The sequence below is a fragment of the Aliagarivorans taiwanensis DSM 22990 genome (genome assembly GCF_000429505.1).
Lineage (GTDB): Bacteria > Pseudomonadota > Gammaproteobacteria > Enterobacterales > Celerinatantimonadaceae > Aliagarivorans > Aliagarivorans taiwanensis.
The window spans coordinates 1-20,196 of the sequence record NZ_AUBZ01000028.1 but is presented as its reverse complement, the minus strand read 5'-3'; the positions used below and the strand labels follow the sequence as shown (position 1 = coordinate 20,196).

Sequence of the window (20,196 nt, the reverse complement as noted above, 5' to 3'; positions counted from 1 at the left end):
TTTTCGATGCAGCGAATAATAACGCGAAACGCCGCCGCTGTGCAGGGAAATTGGCAAAAACAGCTCGCTCAAGCCGTGAGCAACCCAGCACAATTGCTGATGCAATTGGGTTTGGAGCCAGAGCACTTCCAAAAAGACATCCAGGCACGCAAGTTGTTTCCGATGCGGGTGCCGCAAGCCTTTATCGACCGCATGCAAACCGGTGATGCTAATGATCCTTTGCTGCGCCAAGTGCTGCCCGCCGCCCATGAGTTCATCGAACAGGCCGGGTTTACCAGCGATCCATTGGGCGAGCATCAATCGGCGGTGCCGGGGCTGCTGCACAAGTATCGCAGCCGTGTACTGCTGATTCTCAAAGGCGGCTGTGCGGTCAACTGCCGGTATTGCTTCCGCCGTCATTTCCCCTATCAGGACAACCAGCCCGGCCAGGACTGGAGCGAGGCGATTGCCTACATCGCCGCCCGCCCGGAGATCGATGAAGTGATCCTCAGTGGTGGCGATCCTTTGATGGCCAACGATCGCCACTTGGCCAAGCTGTTTGCCCAGCTAGCGACGCTGCCCCAGCTGCAGCGAGTGCGTATCCACACACGCCTGCCGGTAGTGATCCCAGCCCGGGTAACCGAGGAGCTGGTCGACCTGCTAGGCAGCTTTGCGAAACCGGTGGTGATGGTCACCCATATCAATCACCCCAATGAGATAGATGAGGCGTTCAGCCAAGCCATGTTCAAGCTTAAACAAGCTGGCGTGCAGCTGCTCAATCAAGGGGTGTTACTGCGGGATGTGAATGATAACGCTGACACGCTCTGCGCGCTGAGTAACCGCTTGTTTGAGGTGGGGATCCTTCCCTACTACCTGTTTATGCTGGACCGGGTTGCCGGTGCTAGCCACTTCGAGGTTGCGCAAGAGCAAGCCATCGCCCTTATCAAGCAGCTGTATCGGCGCCTGCCGGGCTACCTGGTTCCGCGTCTATCACGAGAAGAAGCAGGCAAATCGAGCAAAACCCCGATAGATTTACAGATGTGAGCGACAAAGCGATATGCGCGCGCATCACCCTAACGAATCCACGATATACTAAGGAGAAAACCAAGGTGCCAGCCATGGATACTCAACAAGTCATCAAGCAGATCCAGACCAACTTAAAAGAGATCTACCACAAAGCGGTAGATGCAGACCGGGTCCTCAAGCAGCTATCTGAGCAAGGACACGGCAAGTTTAATGCGCTGTTCGACGAAGAGAGTCTGTTTAAAACCCACGAGCGTGAGTTTCTGCCCTATGTGGAAGAGCTGGCCAGCGATCTGGTACTGCTGGAAGAGTGCGAAGATGAGGAACACTTTGTCTCGCAACTCAAACAAACCGTTGCCAAACTTGAGCAGATGCATCTGCTGTTGGCGCAGTTCAAAGATGTCGCTAAGGCGCAGTAAGCCCTAGCCGATTAGCCATCGTTAAACTGTCGGTCGAGATAGCGCGAAAACTCCTCGGCCGGCGCAACCACATCCACCGACCCCATCAGCACATACACCTCTTGGCTTATCGCTTGCAACTCAGCCAACTGCTTTTCATCGCGCACACCATTAATCACCAGCTTCACCCCAAGGCGATTGGCAAACATCACCGTGGCCGCCAACAGGGTTTCCTGTTCGTCACCACCCGAGGCCTTACTCAACATGTTGCCCAGTGGGCCGCGCAGGAACTGCACGGGTAGGTCGTTAAGCAGATCCAAGGGGCAGTCGGCGGAGCCAAAGTTATCCAGACACAAACCCACCCCAATTCGGCGTAGCTCGTTGATCGCATCAATGGCATCCAGCAAGGAGTTGCGGCTGTTGCTCTCTATCACGTTGATGATCAGCCGGCTCGCCATCACCCGCGATTCAATCAATACCCGGTTAATCTGCTTGACCAAATCGCCATGCAAGGTAGTCGATGACAGTGACACCATCAGCAGCAGGCGATTACTCACCCCATGGTGCCAACGCTTGAGTTGCTGCGCCGCGCTGGAGAGCAGCCAGTCTTCTAACTCGCTAATGCAGCCCACCGACAAGGCCAGTTCGGTCAGCTCACTTTGCTCCACCCAGCCAAAGCTGGGGTGCTGCCAGCACGCCTGAACTTCGACCCCCACTATGCTGTTCGAGCTAAGATCGGTGATGGCTTGATAATACAGCTCAAGTTTGTGCTGTTTGAGCGCCTCGCGCAGCTCCACCCGCAGGGTTTGCTGGCGCTCCTTGGCACGCTGCATCTTGCCTTGGTAAAACTTCCAGCTACTGCCTTTGTTGCTTAGCTTGGTGTCATACATCGCGGTGTCGGCCTGGCCCAGCACCCCCAGCCAATCGAGCTTGGACTCGTCGGCCAAGCTGATGCCGATGCTTGCACCGATTAAACATAACCGACCTTCCATCGAGATCGGTCGCTCCAGTGCCTCTATCAAGCGCCGCGCCAGGCCACTGCAGTCTTCTCGCGAACGCACGTGGGTTAGCACCACACAAAACTCATCACCGCCAATCCGGCACACCACGTCTTGCTGACGCATCAGGCCTTGTAAGCGCTGTGCCACTGCCTTCAAGATGCGATCACCGAACTCATGGCCATAGCTGTCGTTGATGCCTTTAAAACCATTTAAATCGAGCATCATCAGCGCATAGTGGCGATGATCAGCGCAATGCTGGGCGATAAAGGCCCGCAAGCCGGCGCGATTAGATAAGCCGGTGAGGGCATCGTGGTAGGCCAGATAGCGGGTATGGCGATTTTCCTGAACGATGTAGAAGATCAGCAAGCCGCCGCTGATAAACACCACCCCAAACGACAGGGCCAAAGACAGCTGCAACCGCAGCATCTTGGCATCGTTCTTGTCATCCATGCTGCCACGGCGCTGGAACTCGTAGTTAACCATTCGCATCAGCCTTGGGGTATAGCCCTCCAGGCTGTCGATGATTGATGCAATGCTGCTGTGTTCACGGTTTAGGCTGAGCAACATTGGCTCGATGCGCTGCACTTCCATAAACAGATCAGAGACAAAACGCCGCTCTATATCGTTGTGGCGGAAGGTGATGGTCTCCTGACCTTCCAACAACACCTTGAAGCGACTCCAGAAGATGTCATAGCGCAGCATCAACTCGCCCTTACTGCCACCGCCGAGGTGATAGATCTTTAATTGTGAGGCAAAGCGCTGATGTTCCTGCAGCAACTGGGTGACCGCCCAAGTGGTCGACATCCGAGGCGCTTCCAGCACAGCGATAATCTGCCGTAGCTGGGCAATGCTGACGGATGCACTGATCAAGAACACCAAAATAATGGCAGGAAGCAACAGCTTACGAAGACCGCGATGTCGCGAAAATTGCTTGGTAAAACCTGAAAACATACTACTTCACTTCAATGACGCGCAGCTGCCAAATCATGTAGTCGTTATAGCGCTTGTTCTTAACTTCGGGATAGTCGTCGACGGGAAACATTAGCCAGAGCGGCCCTTTTTCCCGAATTGAGAGGGTCTTGCCATCTTGCTGCCAGGCCAGGATCGGCTGAAACTTTTTGATATCCGAGAAATCCACCTCAACCTCGTAATCATTTAATGCCACCATCCGCAGCATCTTTCCCTTGGCTTGGGCAACATCGAGCACATCAGCAAGCAACGGCCCTTGGTAGCGCCGCCCCACTTCCGTCCACGGATGCTTGGTGACAAAGCTGTGTTGCTCCATCGCTTTGATGTCTTCAAGGGAGAAGGCCATACCCGACACCTCTCGGATGTTGCCTTGGATGATCAGCACATTATCCGCGAGTACTTTAGGCACCCAAGCCAGTATCAGTACCAGCAATAGGGCAACGCGACGCATAGGCGCTCCTGCTATTTGTCAGTTTCTTGCTTCAGTGTAGTTAACTGCGCCAAACCTGACCGAGAAATCACTCGCTAAGCAAAAAGCTAAACACCTAATAAGTCGGAAGTTAATTATTGGCATCTCAAGCGCTAAAGGAAAGTAATTACTGGTCGATAAAAATACTGATGCGACCTTTCAAGGAGGAACTATGGTAGGAGATGTTATTCATGAGGCCGTGCACATGGTTGTGCCGAAATCGCTGTGTCCACTGGATAGTTGTAAAGAGCCATCCAACAAATCTTCGAATCTTATCGATCCGCAATCACCAGTAAAGACCGCCGCCAACGTGGCCGGCATGGCGGTGAAGGTAGCAGCTACCGCCTATCTAGGTAAGAACCTGCTCGCCATTGTCTAGTACCAACCCGCATAAGTAGCCGAGTACTCTTGCTGGTTCGATAACGCCGGGATCAAAAAAAGCAGCTCTAAGAGCTGCTTTTTTGGTTTGGCTAGATGTCGGGGGATGATTACATCATGCCGCCCATGCCACCCATACCGCCCATGCCGCCCATATCTGGGGCTGCTGGGGCTGCTGCGTCTTGTGGCTTGTCGGTGATCATGCACTCGGTGGTGATCATCAGGCCAGCAACAGATGCGGCGAATTGTAGCGCGCTACGGGTTACCTTGGTTGGATCCAGGATACCCATTTCCAGCATGTCGCCGTAGCTGTTATTCGCAGCGTTGTAACCGTAGTTAGCTTCGCCTTCACGCACGTTGTTCGCTACAACAGAGGCTTCTTCACCACAGTTGCTTACGATTTGACGCAGTGGCGCTTCCATCGCGCGCAGTGTCAGACGAATACCTACGTTTTGGTCTTCGTTGCTACCTTCCAGCTCAGCTACTTTAGCGGCCGCGCGAACCAGCGCAACACCACCACCAGCAACTACGCCTTCTTCAACCGCAGCACGGGTTGCGTGCAGCGCGTCTTCTACGCGGTCTTTCTTCTCTTTCATCTCAACTTCGGTGGCAGCGCCAACCTTGATTACCGCGACACCGCCAGCCAGTTTAGCTACGCGCTCTTGCAGTTTTTCACGGTCGTAATCAGAAGTGGTTTCTTCGATTTGCTGACGAATTTGAGTCACACGACCTTGGATGTTGGCTTCTTCGCCTACACCGTCAATGATGGTGGTGTTGTCTTTAGAGATAACCACACGCTTAGCGCTACCCAGGTCTTCCAGAGTTGCTTTCTCAAGCTCCAGGCCAACCTCTTCAGAGATAACGGTACCGTTGGTCAGGATCGCGATGTCTTGCAGCATGGCTTTACGGCGGTCACCGAAGCCAGGTGCTTTAACCGCAGATACTTTAACGATGCCGCGCATGTTGTTCACAACCAAAGTTGCCAGCGCTTCGCCTTCAACATCTTCAGCGATGATCAGCAGCGGCTTGCCTGCTTTAGCCAGGGCTTCTAGCAGTGGCAGCAGCTCACGGATGTTAGAGATTTTCTTGTCAGCCAATAGGATGAACGGGCTTTCCAGCTCTACGGTGCCGTTTTCCTGGTTGTTGATGAAGTAAGGAGACAGGTAACCACGGTCGAACTGCATTCCTTCAACCACGTCCAGCTCGTCAACCAGCGCTTGGCCTTCTTCAACGGTGATAACGCCTTCTTTGCCAACTTTCTCCATCGCTTCAGCGATGATGTTACCAACGGTTTCGTCAGAGTTAGCAGAGATGGTGCCTACTTGAGCGATAGACTTAGAGTCGGCACATTCGGTAGATAGGGCTTTTAGCTCTTCAACCGCAGCGATAACCGCTTTGTCGATACCACGCTTAAGGTCCATTGGGTTCATGCCAGCAGCAACAGCTTTCAGGCCTTCGTTTACGATAGACTGAGCCAGAACGGTTGCAGTAGTGGTACCGTCACCGGCCGCATCGTTGGCTTGAGAGGCAACCTCTTTCACCATTTGTGCGCCCATGTTTTCGAACTTGTCTTCCAGCTCGATCTCTTTAGCTACCGATACACCATCTTTGGTGATGGTTGGTGCGCCGAACGATTTGTCCAGAACCACGTTACGGCCTTTAGGGCCCAGAGTTACTTTTACTGCGTCTGCTAGTACGTTAACACCCGCCAGCATCTTTGCGCGCGAGTCATTACCAAATAGTACGTCTTTAGCTGCCATGATTAATTTCCTTAAACGATTTCAGCTTTAATTCTTGAAAGGGAGATTATTCTACGATTGCCAGAATGTCTGATTCAGACATGATCAGCACTTCTTCGCCGTCTACTTTCTCAGACTTCACACCGTAGCCTTCGTTGAAAATCACGGTGTCGCCGACTTTAACGTCAAGCACTTGTACTTCACCGTTTTCCAGAATACGGCCTTTACCTACAGCCAGTACTTCACCACGGGTAGACTTCTCTGCTGCAGATCCAGTTAGCACGATGCCACCAGCAGATTTGCTCTCTTGGTCTTTGCGTTTGATGATGACGCGGTCATGCAACGGACGGATGTTCATTGCTATCTCTCCTTAAAAACAATCGAGGTTGCTAGTTGCGCAGCCCACATGGCTGCAAAACTGATGTTGCATTTAAAAATGGGGCCATAAAAAACGCTTACAAGGGGGAAACCCAGATTTTTTTTGAATTTTTTCGTTGTAGCCCATCGCTATCCGCCCGATAGCGTGCTGCGGGCATCAAAAAAGGGCGCTTTCGCACCCTTTTGTTAAACGTTGGCTGTTTTGACTAGTTCAGACGATCGTGGTCGTTGTCGTCTTTACGCTCAAACTCACCTTCATAGACATCGCTGTCGCTGCCACCACCCGGAGGGCGACGGAAACGCACGCTTTGCATATAGCCTTTCACGATCAAGCGCTGGGCAGCAGCACCACGCAGGGCGGGGATCAACAGCAACATACCTACTGAGTCGGTAATAAAACCGGGCATAAACAGCAATACCCCGGCGATAATCAGCATCAGCCCTTCGAGCATCTGCTGGGCAGGCGCCTCACCACGGTTCATGGCGTTCTGTGCCGCGAATGCGGTTTGCAGGCCTTGGCTGCGCACCAAGGAACCACCGACGATGGCGGTTAACAGCGTCAGGGCGATGGTGCTAAAGGCCCCGACCTTTGCGCCGACCGCAATCAGCACATAAATCTCTGCGTAGCTCAGGCCGGCGAGTAATAACAAGATATATAGAAACAACGGATTATCCTCTTGAGCGTCTTGTCTTAAGCAAATTTTTGGATGCGTATACCCTATAATATGGGGCATATTTGCACGATTTAAAGGGTATTACCTCGGATTGGTGTAAGTCACGCTTTTGCACAAAAGCTGAGCGATGCTATAAAAGTCGACGACTTGTGTAAGTTTTTTCGCTAAGTTGCTGTCTAATATACCCGAACGACCTCAAGGTATAGGGTTCCTCAAGGTATAGGATTCGGAGTAGCTCACACAGCGTTACTGCTCCTTGATTTAGGCCACTAGATCGGCACAGCAGTGCCTTGCCTGAGGGCTAGGAAATTCTCGCTGAACACGCACCTTGAGCTCGTTCGGGTATAAAAGGCTGCTCGGCCCGCCCTAGCTTTTCGATATTTGCATTGAAGGATAGAACCCAAAACTATGGCTACTCGTTGTTGGTTTGCATTATTTCCCCTGCTGTTAGGTTTAGCCACGCCGCTGCACGCATCTCCCAGTCTGCTTGATACGCTCAGCCAGCAAACGAGCAGCACCAATGCCAATGACTTTCTGCCGGTCAATGAAGCCTTTCCGTTTAGCTATCAAGTGACTGCTGATCAGCTACTGCTGAGCTGGGATATCACTCCCGACTACTACCTGTATCAAGGCCAGTTCAAACTGGAGGTCAGCGGCCAGGCCGTTGACCTGAGCTTACCCCCAGGCAAGGACTACCACGATCCTTACTTTGGCGATGTGGTGATCTATCGCCAACCACTGGATGTGGCGGTGCCACTGAGTGCGCTGGGCGAAGCGACTCAAGCCACCATTACCTACCAAGGCTGCGCCGATGCTGGGCTTTGCTATCCACCGGAATCCCAGCAGCTGCTGTTTGCAGCAAGTGCTTCTGCCCCCTCCGGGCCGGCCTCGTCATCTGCAAGCAATGCCTCATCAGCAACTAGCGCGCCAAGCGCAACACAAAGCGAACATGAAGGCTTTGCCAGTCGTCTGGAGAGTCAGGCGCTTTGGATTAACATCGCACTGTTCTTTGCTATCGGGCTGGGTCTGGCCTTTACCCCCTGCGTGTTCCCGATGTACCCGATCATCACTGGGCTTATCGCTGGCCAACAGCGACCGCTAAGCACCCGCAAAGCCGCCAGCTTATCGCTTACCTATGTGCTGGGCATGGCCATCACCTACACCGCGCTCGGCTTAGTAGTGGCTAGCGCTGGCCTACAGTTTCAGGCAGCGCTGCAACATCCCTATGTGCTAAGCGCCATCGCGCTGCTGTTTGTATTGCTGTCGCTTTCGATGTTTGGCCTGTATCAGCTGCAGCTGCCCGCAAGCTTGCAAAATCGACTTAATCAGCTGAGCAACCAGCAACAAGGCGGCCAGTACTGGGGCGTTGCGTTGATGGGCGCGATCTCAGGCTTGGTGGCATCGCCTTGTACCGCCGCGCCTATCTCTGGCGTGTTGCTGTTCGTGGCACAAAGTGGTGACTTGGTACTCGGCGGCATGGCGCTGTTCGCCCTGAGCTTGGGCATGGGCGTGCCGCTATTGATTGTAGGTACCTCCAGCGGTCGCCTACTACCCAAAGCCGGTGCCTGGATGGAGCAGGTGAAGATCGTATTTGGCATCCTGCTACTGGCTGTGGCGGTGGTGATGCTGGAGCGTTTCGTATTGCCATCGGTGGGGCGCCTGCTTTGGCTAGCGCTGATTGCTGGCAGCATTAGTTATTACTACCACCTTAACCGCTTAAGCACACTCAGCTTCGCGCAAAGCCTGCGCCAGCTAGGGTTGGTCACCGCCCTTGGGCTAAGTATCGCCTGGGCCAGTCAACCTTGGTGGCAACAAGCCCCGGCCCAGCAGCATGGCGAATTTATTCAAGTCAGCGATCTTAAGCAACTGGAGCAGCAACTGGCCATCGCCAAGCAACATAATCGCCCTGTGATGGTCGATTTCTATGCCGACTGGTGTGTCGCCTGCAAAGAGTTTGAACAGTACACCTTTAGCGACCCGGCGGTTGCTGCCAAGCTCGACACTATGGTGCTGCTGCAAGCCGATGTCACCCGCACCGATGCCGCCGCCATTGAGCTACTCAATCACTATCAAGTGCTAGGCCTGCCCACCTTGTTGCTGTTTGCCGATAACGGCCAAGAGCTCAGTCAGGCCCGAGTCACCGGCTTTATGAACGCAGAGGCCTTTAACGCCCACCTGACCCTCAACGGCCTGTAATGCAGCTCGGCAAGGTCAACCTGATACTGCTGAATGCGCTCTATCATCTATTGAACGAGCGCAGCGTCAGCCGCGCCGCCGAACAGATGCATATCAGCCAGTCGGCCATGAGCAAGCACCTCAGTAAGCTACGGGATTTGTTCGGCGACCCACTACTGGTGCGGGTCGATGGCCAGTGGCAGACCACCGATCGCGGCCAAGCCTTAAAAACCCAGGTGGCCAGCGTGCTGGAGTCCATCGACTCGCTGTTGCAGCAGCAGGCCTTCGAGCCGGGCAAGTGCCAACGCACCATCCGCTTTGCCACGTCTGATTATGTCAGCGCTCACCTGCTGCCGCCCTTGCTGGCACAAGTTTTTGAGCAAGCCCCTCAGCTGAAGATCGAGCTACTTAACTGGGATGACAGCACTCCGCACCAGCTCAGCCAAGGAGCGGTGGACATAGGTATGACCCTACCGCCCAAAGACAGCGGTGATTTCCACGCGCGGGCACTGGGTGAAGATAAGCTGGTGTGTATGATGCGTAACGACCACCCTTATTTAGCACTGAGTGATCCCCAGGCCAGCGACTATTGCCGCTTCGCCCACGCCTCGGTGCACAGCGGTGCGGATAAGTTCTCCAGCATCGACAAGCTGCTGCGCGCTCAGGGCCAGAGTCGGCAGATCCAGCTACAGGGGATCTCCTACGCCGCCACGCTGGAGCTAGTCACCGAGACGCCCTTTATCTTGACCCTGCCGGAGAAGATCGCCCGTCACTACCACGACCGCCATCCGCGGCTGGTGATCACCTCGCTGCCACTCAAACAGCAGGCCTTCGAGTTCTCGCTGATCTGGCATCATCGCCAGCACCACGATCCGGCTCATCAGTGGTTTCGCCAGACCTTGATAGAGCAGCTTGGTCACTAGGCGTCTCTCCGCTAGCAGTAAATTCCAAAATGGAATACTTGTGGTCAACTATTTTCCATTTAACGATTGTTTGTTAATCCATACACTTAGCGCGTTTTTCAAATGCTTGGATCTCCCATGGACGCGCTACTCGCCCTACTCACCATTAATCTACTTGGCATGCTCACTCCGGGGCCGGATATGCTGCTGGTGCTGCGCTACAGCGCTCAAAGCAAACAACTGGCGCGTCGCTGTGTAGCCGGCATTCTGCTCGGCTTCACCACCCATATCCTGTTGGCCCTAGCCGGGATTAGCCTGCTGGTGACTCAGGTGCCATGGCTGTTTCAGGTGGTGCGTTTCGGTGGTGCGGGCTACCTGTGTTTTATCGGCCTGAAGATCCTGCAGCACCGCAAGCTCACCCCCGCTCAACAAGAAGCTGTTCAACATAGCCAGCAAGCGCTGCGCAGCGGCCTTAGCTGCAACCTGTTAAATCCCAAGGTGCTGGTGTTTGCGGTGAGCATCTTCAGCCAGTTTATTACCGCCGATACCAGTGCCACCAGCAAGCTGCTGATGTCGAGTGCATTGCTAGTCCAGTGCGCGGTGGTATGGCTGCTACTTATCGAGATCCTCGGTGCCCAACGTATCCAGTCGCGGCTGTTTAACAACATGCCCAAGGTCAACACCCTAAGCGGTTCAATGCTGCTGGGAATGGGAACATTGCTCGGCCTTCACAGTTAGCGGTGAAGCAAATTGAATCCACTCTGTCATGGTGCTATGTTCAAAAAAACGTCTAAGTGATTGAGTTATGGAAGACTGTTACCAAATAATCATCGCCGACGACCACCCTTTGTTTCGCTCGGCGCTCAACCAAGCCGTTAGCACTGCTGTCCCCGATGCTGAACTACGCGAAGCAGATAGCGTGGCCGAGTTACTCAAGTTGCTGGAGCAACATGGCGAGCCCGATCTGCTGCTACTCGACCTAAAAATGCCCGGTGCCAATGGCTTTTCGGCCTTTACCCATCTGCATGGTCATCACCCCGAGCTGTCGATAGTGGTGGTCTCTGCCAGTGAGGAGCAGGAAGTAGTGCAAAAAGCCAAACAGCTTGGCGCGTCTGGCTTTATCCCCAAGTCCACCCCGCTGCAGCAATTGGTTGGTGCGGTTTCGAGCATTTTAGAGGGCGATGAATGGTTCCCCGAGGGCTTCTCTTACCAAGAGGATCTACCAGAAGATCCGATGGCTGAGCGCTTAGCCAGCCTCACTCCGCAGCAGTACAAGGTATTAGTGATGCTCAACGAGGGCCTGCTTAACAAGCAGATCGCCTACGAGCTGAATGTGTCGGAGGCCACCATCAAGGCTCATGTCACCGCCATCTTCCGCAAGCTCAATGTGAAAAGCCGCACCCAAGCGGTGATCGCCTTGCAGCAACTCGATCTGGAAAGTAATCAGGAGGGCTAGCTGTTAGCTCTCCTATCCTTCGAACCCTCCCTTCTGCCACGCTTTATGCGCTGGGCTTCAGCCAGAAGTTCGCTTCGCCGCGATCATTGAGTAGCTGTTGGCACAGCTTCTTCAAACGCAGTGGGCGGATTGGTTTACTCAGGTAGGCATAGCCATGTTGGCGAATGGTGTCGATAAGCTCGGCGTTACGGTCGGCACTTATTACGATGCCGTGGCACTGCAAGCCTAGCGGCGTAATCAGCCGCTGTAGCGCCTGCAAACCCGTCTTGCCAAAATCCAGATGGTAGTCACTAAGGATCAGGTCCGGCTGCCAGCCATCGCGGATCAGCTCTTCGGCAGTATCGGCATCCTCACAGCACACCACCTCATAGCCCCAGCGCATCAGCAAGCGCTCCATGCCCACCAAGATATCTGGCTCATTGTCGATACACAGCACCTTGGCGCCGTGGGTAACCGCGACGCTCTCGCTCTCTTCACTGGCTTGCGGTGCCACCATTGGCGCTGTCAGCGGCATCGACACATGGAACATCGAGCCATTGCCCACCCGCGAGTGCACCCCAATCGGCAGCCCCAATAACTCGGCAAAGCCTTTGGCAATCGCTAGCCCCAGCCCCAGCCCTTCCTTGCTGGCACGGCCGTTATCCACCTGTTGGAAGGCCTCGAAGATCTGCTGCTGCTTGTCTTCATCGATCCCCGGGCCGTTATCCCACACCTCTACCCGTAGCCACTGGCCACGCTTGCGCGCCGCCAGCAGCACCGAGCCATCGGGGGTGTAGCGGATGGCATTGGTCAGGAAGTTTTGCAGAATACGCCGCAGCAGCTTGCTGTCGGTAAACAACGCATTGGGACAGGCGCGGATACGCAAGCGCACCTGCTGCTGGTCGGCAATCGGCTGAAACTCGGCATGTAAGTGCTCCAGCAGGTTACCCACCATAAAGCGCTCGTTGCGCACCTCCACCTTGCCCGACTCCAGCCGTGAAATATCCAGCAGATCGCTGATAATCTCTTCTGCCGAGAACAAGGATTTATCCAGCTTGGCCGCCAGAAACTGCTGCTCGTCGCTCAATCGGCTATCGAGCAGCGAGGCGGCGAATAGCTTGGCTGCATTGAGTGGCTGCATCAGGTCGTGACTCACCGCCGCCAAGAAGCGGGATTTACTCTGGTTGGCATCTTCCGCCTCGGTGGTGGCGAGGATCAGCTGCTGGTTCATGCTCGACAGCTCTTGGGTGCGCTGGGCCACCCGCGCCTCCAAGATTACATTGGCCTGTTTGAGCATATCCTCGGCCTGGCGGAAGGTGGTGATATCGCTGAAGGTCATTACATAGCCGCCGTTAGGCATCGGGTTGCCTTGCACCTGGATCACCCGCCCATCGGGCCGGGTGCGCGACGAGGTATGGCTATGCCGCTGATGCAGATAGGTCACCCGCTTGCGCACATGCTCCTCCACATCACCCGGCCCACATAAGCCTTTACGGGCATTAAAGCGGATGATGTCTTCGATGGGGCGGCCGACATTGATAAAGCCATGGGGGAAATTGAACAGCTCCAAATAGCGGCGGTTCCAAGAGACCATCTTCAGGTCCTTATCGACAATTGCAATACCTTGGTCGATATGCTCAATCGCCCCTTGCAGCAGGTGGCGGTTGAACTGCAGCAGCTCCGAGGCCTCTTCGGCAATCGAGGCAAACTCTTCTAGCTGCACCTGTCGCCCGTGCAACGCCGAGGCCAGCACCAAGCGCGCCGATGACGAGCCAAACACCCCCGCCAACATCCTCTCGGTGTCAGCGATTAACTCAGCTGGCGCCTGCTGGTTCGGGCTCAAAGCCATGGAGCGCGAACGCGCATAACGGGAGAAGCTTTGGTTAACCCGCTGCGAGCCCAGAAAGCGCGAGGCCAACATCTGCAGCTCTTCAACACTGACCTTGGCGTGCTGCAAGGAGCCGGGGTCATTGGCGCGGGTCGATTTGCCGACGAAGTTGCTGGCCTGCAACCACTCCGATACCGCCGGGCTGGTCAGCTTAGAGGCCGCCACATAGCCAATCACATTGCCGATCAGGCTGAGTAAGATCCCCCAGTTATTGTCCGAGATCAGCGCCTCACCGCGCCAGGCAGGGGCACTGAACAGGGCTCGCAGCCAGTTATCTTGTTCGCTACCAGCCAGTAGCCCGGCGATATTCATCAGGTTGAGCAGCCACAGGCTCATGCCAAACAGCAGACCGAGATAAACACCACTGCGGTTGCCTTCGCGCCAGTAAAGGCCAAACAGCAGCGGCACCGCCAACTGGGCAATTGCGGCGAACGAGAGGAAGCCGATATCAGCCAGGTTCTCGACTTGGCGCAACATCAGGTGCGCCCCCCAGGCCAGCAGCAGGATCACCAAGATGGTGGTGCGCCGCACATTGAGCAGCAGCTCGCTGAACTGGTTGAAGTTGCGCTGACTCAAGCCACCTTGTTTAAGCAGCAGCGGCAATACCAAATCATTGCTCACCATGATCGCCAGCGCGATGGTCGAAACCACCACCATGCCGCTGGCCGCCGAGGTGCCCCCTAAAAACGCCGCCATCCCCAGCCACTGCTGCCCAGCAACCAGCGGCATCGAGATCACATAGTTATCCGCCGACACCGAGTCGCCCAGCAGGTGCTGACCCGCCAAGGCAATCGGCAGTACAAAGATACCCAGCAAGGTCAGGTAGGCGGGGAACAACCAACGCGCCTTGCGCAGATCGCTTACCTGATTGTTCTCCACCACGGTAACGTGGAACTGCCGCGGCAGGCAGATAACCGCGGCAATCGCCAACAAGGTGGCAACAACCAAGTTAGTGAAATCAGCAATCCCCAGCTCATCAACCCGCTGCGCCAGACTTTGCTGGATCACCATGCCATCGCTCTCCGGCAACTGCCCGAGCAGGGCTACCGCAAACAGGCCAACACAAACAAAGGCCACCAGCTTAACCAAGGATTCAAAGGCGATGGCAATGATCACCCCGCGGTGGTGCTCGGTGGCATCGATATGGCGGGTACCAAACAACATGGTGAAGATCGCCAGCGCAATACTGACCAACAGAGCGAATTGGGCGCTACTGCCCTCACCCACCGCTAAGCGCATCTGCTCGCCACCGAACAGGTCGATGCCCATCACAATCGCCCGTAGCTGCAGGGCGATATAGGGCAGGATCCCTAAAATACACAGCAAGGAGATCACCACCGCTAAGGTCTGCGACTTACCATAGCGAGCGGCAATAAAGTCGGCAATGGTAGTGATGTGCTCGCGCTTGGCGATAAGCACTAGCCGCGCCAGTAGCTTCCAGCCAAAGATGAACAGCAGGATCGGCCCCAAGTAGACCGGGATAAACGACAGCAGGCTGGTGCTAGCTTGCCCCACTGTACCGTAGAAGGTCCAGGAGGTGCAGTACACCGCAATCGATAGGGAGTAGATCAGTGCTTGACCGGGCAGGCGCGGCTGGGTGAAGCGGTCACAGAAATAGGCAATCAGGAACAACAGCCCCAGATAGGCAATCGACAAGGGGATCACTAACCAGCCTTCCTGCAACATAGACGCTCCTTTGGCGTGGCAATGCCTATCTTCCTTGTAGTGGCGACACCGCACGTTATTGCCGATGATGTGAGGTTGCTCTCCTTGCCACGTCACATCTTCCCTACGCTAAGACTAAAGTCGTCTGGCAGATCAAACAAATATCTCGATGCTGTTATGTGATGACAGTGACGTGATGATAAAGGTAGAAACGGCAGGCCATGACCAGCGACTTTAACTTCCAACATCCTCCCTTCGATCAACTGGATAGTAGCCAGCGTCAACTGCTGTTGGACCAACTGGACATCCACTACTTCCAGAATCAAGAGAAGATCCTCAGCGCCGGTCAGGAATCGCAGTTTCTGTTTGTGATCCTTAAGGGCGAGGTGGAAGAGCGCGCCGACAACAACGATGAGATCTTCGCCCACTACACCTTGGATGACTGCTTCGATATTCGCTCCCAGTTTGGCGGCTACTGCAAACACGATTACGTCGCACTGGAAGAGTGCCTGTGCTTTGCCCTGCCCTCTAAGGTGTTCCGCCAACTGGCCGAAGTGAACAGCGATTTCGCCGACTACTTTCAAAATGACTTGGCCACCCGCCATCAACTGGTTGAATCGCGCGAACGCAATAAGAACCTGGCCGAGTTTATCCTCACCACCATCGATGAGAGCAATGTCCAGCTGGCGGTGGTGATCGATGGCGACACCAGCCTGTACCAAGCCACCAAGATGATGCGCGAGCAAAAGCTGGAGTCACTGCTGGTCGACTACGACGGCTGTATCGGCATGCTCACCGGTACCGACTTGCTGCATGCGGCGGTACTCACCCAGCAGTCCTTAGATACCCCGGTCTCCCAGCTGGCCAACTTCAACCTGATCTCGGTGGAGCAGGGCGAGTTTTTGTTTAACGCCATGTTGTTGATGACCCGTAACAATATCGAGCGGGTGGTGGTAAAGCAGCAACACAAGGTGGTGGGCATTATGGAGATGGCCCACTTGCTGAGCCTGTTCTCCACCCACAGCCACGTGCTGGCGCTGCAGATTGCCCGCGCCGACAGCATCGACGAGCTGGCCAACGCCGCTCATACCCTCAATCGATTGATCGAAAACCTGTGCAACAACGGTATTCGCACCCTGTTTATCATGAAGCTGCTGGCCACCATGAACGAGCAGTTAATCGAGCGGGTGTTCCGCCTATGCGTGCCCGAACAGCACCATAACGCCATCTGCCTGATCGTGATGGGCAGCGAGGGGCGCGGCGAGCAGATCGTCAAAACCGATCAAGACAACGGCCTGATAATCGAAGACAGCTACGACTGGCCGGAACGCGAGCAGCAGCTGCAAGCTTTTAGCGATGCGCTGCTCAAGTTGGGCTACCCGCCTTGCCCGGGCAAGATCATGGTGAATAACCCGGCCTGGGTGAAAAGCCAGAGTGATTGGACTTCGACCCTGGATAGCTGGGTTGAAAGCGGCCATGGCGATGCGGCGATGAATATGGCGATCATGTTCGATGCCCATGCTGTAGCGGGCAACCGCAGCCTGCTGCGCAAACTCAAACGCCACCTTATCCAAGCTATGCACCAGCGCGAGGTGGCGCTGTCGTTCTTTGCCCGTCCGGCGCTGCAGTTCAGCACCCCGCTGACCTTCCTTGGCAATGTGCGCAACGAGGGCATCGACATCAAAAAAGGCGGGATCTTCCCCATTGTGCATGGGGTGCGGGCGATGGCGCTTGAGCAAGGCATCGAGCAAACCAATACCTTGGAGCGCATCGAACAGCTCAAGCAGGCTAAGGTGATTCAGCCCGAGCATGCCGCCAACCTCAGCGAGGCGCTATTGCTGTTCTTCAAGCTGCGTATTCAACAGCTCTCCGATAAAACCGAGAGCTACCACCATATCGATGTGGCCAACCTACAGCGCGGGCAGCGCGACTTGCTGCGCCATGCCCTGCATGTGGTGAAAAAATACAAGCAGAGCCTGGCCCATCACTTCCAGATCCGGGACTACTGATGTTGTTGCGCGGCCTCTATCGTCAGCTCTACAGCCACCAGCAGCGGCACAGCCCTTATCACTATCTGTATGAGCCTGCGCCAGTGGGCGAGTTGGTGGCGCTGGATTTCGAGACCACCAGCCTTAAGGCCAGTGAGGCGGAGATTGTCTCCATTGGCGCGGTAAAGATCGTTGGTAAGCAGATCCTGCACTCGCAGCGACTGGACCTGAAGCTGCGGCCGGGCGTGCGCTTAGGCGCTACCTCCATCAAGGTGCACCGCCTGCGCCACCAAGACTTACAGCAAGGCCTTCCGCCACAGCAAGGCATCGAACAGCTGCTGGAATACATCGGCCCCCGGCCATTGGTGGGCTACAACATCGCCTACGACTTCCGCATCCTTAAACGCTACGCCAAACAGTTGTTGCAGCTACAGCTGGTTAATCAACTGGTGGATGTTGGCCAACTGTATGCCGACCGGGTACACCTGCCCCATGAAGGCATGCCCGCCAATCAGGATCTAGCCCATATCTGCGATGCCCTGCAGATCCCCTTAAGCGCTCGCCATCAGGCCTATGATGACGCGCTCAATGCCGCCATGATCTACCTTCGGCTACAGTTCGGACCACGCCCCAGCGCCGCGTAATCGCTGCCAATTGCGCCTGACAGCTCACAAATTTTAACTTCGTTTACATATGCTTAACCTAAAGTCTAATTGTCGGTATAAGGGCGCTGAGCGAGTCTTTATACCCACATTATCTGTAGACAAAGGCATGGCCACGAAGGTAGTGCCGTCGTTACCGCCAAGGAGAGCAAGATGAGCGAGACCAAGCTTTATCCCGTCAAGAGCCACATCGCCGAGAACTGCCTGCTGGATAACCAGCAATACCTTGCCATGTACCAACAATCCATCGACAACCCAGAAGCGTTTTGGGGTGAGCATGCACGTTCACTGGTTGATTGGATGACTCCGTTCACCAAGGTAAAAAACACCTCCTACGACCCCGGCCACGTTAATATCAAATGGTTTGAAGACGGCGCACTGAATGTCAGTGCCAACTGCCTGGACCGCCATTTGGAAGAGCGCGGCGATGAAGTCGCCATCATCTGGGAAGGCGACGACGCCAACGAAGACAGCACCCTAACCTTCCGCGAGCTGCATCGCGAGGTGTGTAAGTTCTCCAATGCCCTCAAAGAGCTGGGCGTGAAAAAAGGCGACGTGGTCTCCTTGTATATGCCAATGGTGGCCGAGGCCGCGGTGGCAATGCTCGCCTGTACCCGCATTGGCGCGGTGCATTCCATCGTGTTTGGAGGCTTCTCCCCTGAGGCGCTGTCGGGCCGGATTATCGATGCCACCGCCAAGTACGTGATTACCGCTGATGAGGGTATTCGCGCAGGCCGTAGCGTGCCGCTTAAAGCCAATGTCGACGAAGCCCTGCAAAACCCCGGCTGTAGCTGCGTGGAAGCGGTGGTGGTGTTCAAGCGTACCGGCGCCGATATCAACTGGGTGGAAGGCCGCGATGTTTGGTGGCACGACGTCACTGAGCCGGCATCGGAAGATTGCCCACCAGTGCCGATGAACGCCGAAGACCCGCTGTTTATCCTCTACACCTCTGGCTCCACCGGCAAACCCAAAGGGGTGCTGCACACCACTGGCGGCTACCTGGTGTACGCCACCTTGACCTTTAAGTACGTGTTCGACTACCAGCCGGGCGATATCTACTGGTGTACCGCCGATGTAGGCTGGATCACTGGCCACAGCTATCTGGTATATGGCCCGCTAGCCAACGGCGCCACCACGGTATTGTTTGAGGGCGTCCCCAACTACCCAACCGCCGGACGGATGAGTGAGGTGTGCGACAAACACAACGTGACCATTCTTTACACCGCACCGACCGCGATCCGCGCCCTGATGGCCCAAGGCGACACAGCCGTTGAAGGCACCAGCCGCTCCAGTTTGCGGATCATGGGCTCGGTGGGCGAGCCGATTAACCCCGAAGCCTGGGAGTGGTATTACCGCACCATCGGCGATGAGCGCTGCCCGATTGTCGATACCTGGTGGCAAACCGAAACCGGCGGTATCTTGATTACTCCACTGCCCGGTGCCACCGACCTAAAACCCGGTTCAGCAACCCGTCCGTTCTTTGGTGTGCAACCGGCGCTGCTAGATAACGAAGGCAATGTGTTAGAGGGTGCCAACGAGGGGAACTTAGTGATCCTCGACAGCTGGCCGGGGCAGATGCGCACCGTGTACGGCGACCATGAGCGCTTCGAGCAAACCTACTTCTCCACCTTCGCGGGCGTTTATACCACCGGCGATGGCGCGCGCCGCGATGAAGATGGCTACTACTGGATCACCGGCCGGGTCGACGACGTACTCAACGTCAGCGGCCACCGCATGGGCACCGCCGAGATCGAGAGCGCACTGGTGGCCCACCCATTGATCTCCGAGGCCGCGGTGGTGGGCGTTCCCCACGAGATCAAAGGCCAAGGCATCTACGCCTATATCACCCTGAATGCCGGCGAAGAGCCAAGTGCCGAGCTGCATAAAGAGGTGAAAGCATGGGTGCGCAAAGAGATTGGTCCAATTGCTACCCCAGATATCCTGCACTGGGCAGAGGCGCTGCCGAAGACCCGCTCCGGGAAGATCATGCGCCGCATCCTGCGCAAGATTGCCACCAACGAGACCGATTCGCTGGGCGATACCTCCACATTGGCCGATCCTTCCGTGGTCGAGCGACTCATTGAAGAGAAAGCCGCCGCAGTTTAGCAATCGACACCTTTTACTTACGCTACGCTTAAAGCCACCTTCGGGCTGTCTCTTGATCACAAGTCCCCGTGCTCAAGAGACATCGCAAGCTCATAGCCTTCAAGGATGGTTTGCAACTTAAACCATCCTTCCCACAACACCTTCACAGACGCTCGGCCTGTTCGTTTTGTATCTTTCCATCCACCTAGTCTGGCGAGGCTCTCGTAAGCCCAGTGCATATCCGGAATGCCCGTGGGTAGTGGCTTTCCTACCGTTTTCATCCACAACAGTTTCCAAGCCTTCGTGCTCATCACGTGTTCGCAGTTCATGGTTGTGCCGTTCGGCTCGACCTCTTTGATAAAACGTAACTGCAGTAAACGGGTGGCAA

Annotated in this window: 16 protein-coding genes and 1 pseudogene; 10 read left to right on the top strand and 7 right to left on the bottom strand. The window is 55.4% G+C overall.

The genetic code is table 11. The features are described from left to right. Positions 1 to 6: 6 nt before the first annotated feature. Both epmB and G462_RS0113855 read left to right on the top strand, forming a co-directional pair. Positions 7 to 1,023, top strand: a complete 1,017-nt coding sequence (gene epmB / locus G462_RS0113860; RefSeq protein WP_026959524.1) for an EF-P beta-lysylation protein EpmB — start codon at positions 7 to 9, stop codon at positions 1,021 to 1,023. A gap of 74 nt (positions 1,024 to 1,097) precedes the next feature. Continuing rightward, positions 1,098 to 1,421, top strand: a complete 324-nt coding sequence (locus tag G462_RS0113855) for a hypothetical protein (protein WP_026959523.1) — start codon at positions 1,098 to 1,100, stop codon at positions 1,419 to 1,421. An 11-nt stretch (positions 1,422 to 1,432) separates the two neighbouring features. Here the strand turns inward: G462_RS0113855 and G462_RS0113850 are convergent, their stop codons facing one another. Continuing rightward, positions 1,433 to 3,352 carry a putative bifunctional diguanylate cyclase/phosphodiesterase gene (locus tag G462_RS0113850; protein ID WP_026959522.1) on the bottom strand — a complete coding sequence of 640 codons (1,920 nt, stop codon included), beginning with the start codon at positions 3,350 to 3,352 and terminating at the stop codon, positions 1,433 to 1,435. A gap of 1 nt (position 3,353) precedes the next feature. After that, on the bottom strand, positions 3,354 to 3,821 hold the full coding sequence (locus G462_RS0113845) for a putative pterin-binding protein (protein WP_051326755.1): 468 nt from the start codon (positions 3,819 to 3,821) through the stop codon (positions 3,354 to 3,356). 190 nt (positions 3,822 to 4,011) lie between these two features. On the opposite strand from G462_RS0113845, the gene G462_RS0113840 reads away from it, so the two are divergent. After that, positions 4,012 to 4,218: a hypothetical protein gene (locus tag G462_RS0113840; RefSeq protein WP_026959520.1), complete on the top strand. Its 207-nt coding sequence runs from the start codon at positions 4,012 to 4,014 to the stop codon at positions 4,216 to 4,218. 109 nt (positions 4,219 to 4,327) lie between these two features. Here the strand turns inward: G462_RS0113840 and groL are convergent, their stop codons facing one another. The 3 genes from groL to G462_RS0113825 all read right to left on the bottom strand — a co-directional run bounded on the left by groL (position 4,328) and on the right by G462_RS0113825 (position 6,999). After that, positions 4,328 to 5,977, bottom strand: coding sequence for a chaperonin GroEL (gene groL / locus G462_RS0113835; protein ID WP_026959519.1), 1,650 nt, complete (start codon positions 5,975 to 5,977; stop codon positions 4,328 to 4,330). 46 nt (positions 5,978 to 6,023) lie between these two features. Beyond that, on the bottom strand, positions 6,024 to 6,314 hold the full coding sequence (locus tag G462_RS0113830) for a co-chaperone GroES (protein WP_026959518.1): 291 nt from the start codon (positions 6,312 to 6,314) through the stop codon (positions 6,024 to 6,026). Positions 6,315 to 6,540: 226 nt separating this feature from the next. Further along, the gene (locus tag G462_RS0113825) at positions 6,541 to 6,999 is read right to left on the bottom strand and encodes an FxsA family protein (RefSeq protein ID WP_026959517.1); all 459 of its coding nucleotides are present in this window, start codon (positions 6,997 to 6,999) and stop codon (positions 6,541 to 6,543) included. Between the two features lie 417 nt (positions 7,000 to 7,416). Here G462_RS0113825 and G462_RS0113820 point away from each other — a divergent pair, with 417 nt between their 5' ends. From G462_RS0113820 to G462_RS0113805, 4 genes are all read left to right on the top strand, one after another. Then, a complete protein-coding gene (locus G462_RS0113820) occupies positions 7,417 to 9,204 on the top strand; it encodes a protein-disulfide reductase DsbD (RefSeq protein ID WP_026959516.1) in 1,788 nt (595 codons plus the stop codon). Further along, positions 9,204 to 10,106 carry a LysR family transcriptional regulator gene (locus tag G462_RS0113815; protein WP_026959515.1) on the top strand — a complete coding sequence of 301 codons (903 nt, stop codon included), beginning with the start codon at positions 9,204 to 9,206 and terminating at the stop codon, positions 10,104 to 10,106. Before G462_RS0113820 ends, G462_RS0113815 begins: the two co-directional genes overlap by 1 nt. 117 nt (positions 10,107 to 10,223) lie before the next feature. Next, the gene (locus tag G462_RS0113810) at positions 10,224 to 10,823 is read left to right on the top strand and encodes a LysE family translocator (protein ID WP_035477760.1); all 600 of its coding nucleotides are present in this window, start codon (positions 10,224 to 10,226) and stop codon (positions 10,821 to 10,823) included. Between the two features lie 67 nt (positions 10,824 to 10,890). Further along, the gene (locus G462_RS0113805; protein ID WP_026959513.1) at positions 10,891 to 11,541 is read left to right on the top strand and encodes a response regulator; all 651 of its coding nucleotides are present in this window, start codon (positions 10,891 to 10,893) and stop codon (positions 11,539 to 11,541) included. A gap of 43 nt (positions 11,542 to 11,584) precedes the next feature. Here the strand turns inward: G462_RS0113805 and G462_RS0113800 are convergent, their stop codons facing one another. Continuing rightward, on the bottom strand, positions 11,585 to 15,094 hold the full coding sequence (locus G462_RS0113800) for a PAS domain-containing hybrid sensor histidine kinase/response regulator (protein ID WP_035477758.1): 3,510 nt from the start codon (positions 15,092 to 15,094) through the stop codon (positions 11,585 to 11,587). A gap of 200 nt (positions 15,095 to 15,294) precedes the next feature. Here G462_RS0113800 and G462_RS0113795 point away from each other — a divergent pair, with 200 nt between their 5' ends. The 3 genes from G462_RS0113795 to acs all read left to right on the top strand — a co-directional run bounded on the left by G462_RS0113795 (position 15,295) and on the right by acs (position 19,829). Then, on the top strand, positions 15,295 to 17,082 hold the full coding sequence (locus G462_RS0113795) for a DUF294 nucleotidyltransferase-like domain-containing protein (protein WP_026959511.1): 1,788 nt from the start codon (positions 15,295 to 15,297) through the stop codon (positions 17,080 to 17,082). Beyond that, positions 17,082 to 17,705: a 3'-5' exonuclease gene (locus tag G462_RS0113790; RefSeq protein WP_035477755.1), complete on the top strand. Its 624-nt coding sequence runs from the start codon at positions 17,082 to 17,084 to the stop codon at positions 17,703 to 17,705. Before G462_RS0113795 ends, G462_RS0113790 begins: the two co-directional genes overlap by 1 nt. Before the next feature lie 171 nt (positions 17,706 to 17,876). After that, entirely contained in the window at positions 17,877 to 19,829 is a 1,953-nt protein-coding gene (gene acs, locus G462_RS0113785; RefSeq protein WP_026959509.1) for an acetate--CoA ligase, read from the top strand. A 56-nt stretch (positions 19,830 to 19,885) separates the two neighbouring features. On the opposite strand, the pseudogene G462_RS22860 reads toward acs, so the two are convergent. Continuing rightward, a pseudogene (locus G462_RS22860) lies at positions 19,886 to 20,196 on the bottom strand (IS4 family transposase); the annotation flags it as partial.